This is a genomic window from Corallococcus sicarius (genome assembly GCF_003611735.1).
GTDB lineage: Bacteria > Myxococcota > Myxococcia > Myxococcales > Myxococcaceae > Corallococcus > Corallococcus sicarius.
On the sequence record NZ_RAWG01000580.1, the window covers coordinates 1 to 2,246 of the forward strand.

1 protein-coding gene and 2 pseudogenes are annotated in these 2,246 nt (G+C 72.0%); 2 read left to right on the top strand and 1 reads right to left on the bottom strand.

Annotation, left to right across the window (positions count from 1 at the left end):
• Positions 1–752 (top strand): annotated as a pseudogene (locus tag D7X12_RS45680) (ArnT family glycosyltransferase); the annotation flags it as partial.
• A gap of 29 nt (positions 753–781) precedes the next feature.
• On the opposite strand, the gene ruvX reads toward D7X12_RS45680, so the two are convergent.
• Entirely contained in the window at positions 782–1,240 is a 459-nt protein-coding gene (gene ruvX / locus D7X12_RS40915; protein WP_120630512.1) for a Holliday junction resolvase RuvX, read from the bottom strand.
• 212 nt (positions 1,241–1,452) lie between these two features.
• Between ruvX and D7X12_RS40920 the strand changes: the two are divergent.
• A pseudogene (locus D7X12_RS40920) lies at positions 1,453–2,246 on the top strand (hypothetical protein); the annotation flags it as partial.

A 2,246-nucleotide genomic window follows, 5' to 3' on the forward strand; every position in this document is an offset into this window, starting at 1 on the left:
AGATGTGTATAAGAGACAGGTTCTGGCCCGGGGTGGCGCTGTTCACGCTGACGCCCGGCGTGGCGCTCCTGGGCGCGGTGGGCATGGTGAAGGCGTGGAAGCAGCACCCGGAGACGCGCTGGCTGGTGGCCCTGGCGGTGGTGCCCACGCTGTACTTCACCTTCCGCGCGGCGGTGATGCTGAGCTTCGTGCCGCTGGCGCGCTTCACGGTGACGCAGCTGGTGCTGCTGCCCGTCTTCCTGGCCCCCGGCTTCGCGGCGGTGGTGGCGGGCCGGGGCGCCTTCGCGCGCCGCGCGGTGGTGGGGGTGACCGCGGTGCTGGCGGTGGTGATGCCCGTGGCGCTGGGCATCTACACGTTCCGCGTCGAGGGCGGGCTGCACGACTCGCTGCGCCCGGTGAGCCCCACGTCCACCAACCCGGTGGCGGTGATGCAGGTGGCGCGCTTCCTCAAGGAGGAGGTGGCGGCGCGGGGCGGCGCGGCGGCCGTGGACGACGATCCGCGGTACATGGACCTGCAGCTCGCCTTCTTCTCCGGGCTGCCGGAGATGCGCCTGGCGCGCGTGCGCTGGGACACCTTCCGCCAGCGCCTCCAGGACGCGAAGCCGGACGTGCTGGTGCGCTTCGACCAGGGCAACCTGCTGAAGGATCCGGGCGTGCGGCTGGAGGGGCGGACGTTGACGCTCGACGGCGTGGCGTACGTGGAGCAGGACGGCTTCCTGGCGCCGCTGCACGTCTACCGTCGCCAGCCGTAGGGGGCTGACGGCGGGTCACCCGGAGCGCCTCAAGCCTCCGGGTCGTAGTCGTCCGGGTCGTAGCCCATGTCACCCGGGGCGCGGTGCGCGTCCAGCCAGCCCTGCAGGATGAACTGCGCGGCGAGCTGGTCGATGACCTCCCGGCGCTTGGCGCGGCTGACGTCGGCCTCCAGCAGCGTGCGCTGGGCGGCCACGGTGGACAGCCGCTCGTCCCACAGCTCCACGGGGAGTCCCAGGGACTGGCCCAGCACGTCCGCGAATTTGCGTGAGGCCTCCGCGCGTGGACCCTCGGAGCCGTTCATGTTGAGCGGCAGCCCCAGGACGATGCGCGTGACTTCGTACTCCTTCACGAGCAGGGACAGCTCCGCGAGGTCCGCCTTGAGCGACGTGCGTCGCACGGTGGTGACCGTCTGGGCGGTGAGCCCCAGTCCATCCGAGACGGCCACCCCGATGGTCTTGGTGCCGTAGTCGAGCCCGAAGGTGCGCATGGGCGCCGGACTCTAGCCGCAATCCTCCGCGTGGGACCGCCCCGTCCGCGCCAGGGGACGCATGCGGACAGTCCTCGCACCCAACCCCTGGATTTGTCTCACCGCGCCCGGTGCCACCGCCGGCATCGCCGCTGCAATGCCCCTGTCCCGTCCGAAGAGACGGCGCGCGGCATCCGGCAGCACCCACTTCAACCCGTCGCGCGGGAGTTCCGATGCTCGACATCCTCAAAGGCGTGGCGAACCTGCTGGGCGGCCCGATGTCCTCCGTGGTCGACCTGGCAGGCAATGCCCTGGGGCTACCCCCGGTCCTTACCAACTCCATCAAGACGGCCGCGGGGGTGATGACCGGCAACGTGATGATGGCGGCCAGCGGCGCCCTGGGCGTCGCGGACGAACTGAAGAAGAACCCACCCGCGAAGACGGAGTACTGCGCGCCGAAGGACGCGGCGACGGCGGGGGCAGGCTACGCGCCGTCCTCGAGCGCGGGCTCCACGCAGGGGGCGCCCGGGGCCCGCAGCCCGTTGGATCCGCGGCTCCTGGACTACGCGGACGCGCTGCGCACGCTGGAGGCGAACTTCGGCTACCTGGACCTGATGGATGGCCGCAAGGACGGCTCGCTGTCGCACGGCGACCTCCAGCGCGTCGCGCAGGACGCGAACGTGTCGCCCCTGCTGCGGGACGCGGCGAAGTTCATGGTGGAGAACCGGACCTTCTTCGAACAGGCGGACACGGCGAAGAAGACGCTGCTCGGCCTGCCGCTGGTGCCGAACTTCAACGACGACCGCATCGACGTGAGGGCCCTCCAGGTGGAGTCGAAGCGGCTGGCCGCGGACTTCGAGAAGTACGGCCGTCCGCAGCGGCCGGGCCGTCCGTCGCCCGCGCCGTCGGACTGCGAACCGCCCCCGTCGGACTGCCCGCCGCCCACCACGGGAGGGGGCTCGGTGCCGGGCCGGCCGGGCAGCGGCACGGGCGGGACGGGAGGCTCGGGGCGTCCGGGCACTGGCAC

Bases quoted from the DNA above. Each gene is read 5' to 3' on its own strand.
- ruvX (WP_120630512.1), bottom strand. From the start codon at position 1,240: ATGCGCACCTTCGGGCTCGACTACGGCACCAAGACCATCGGGGTGGCC.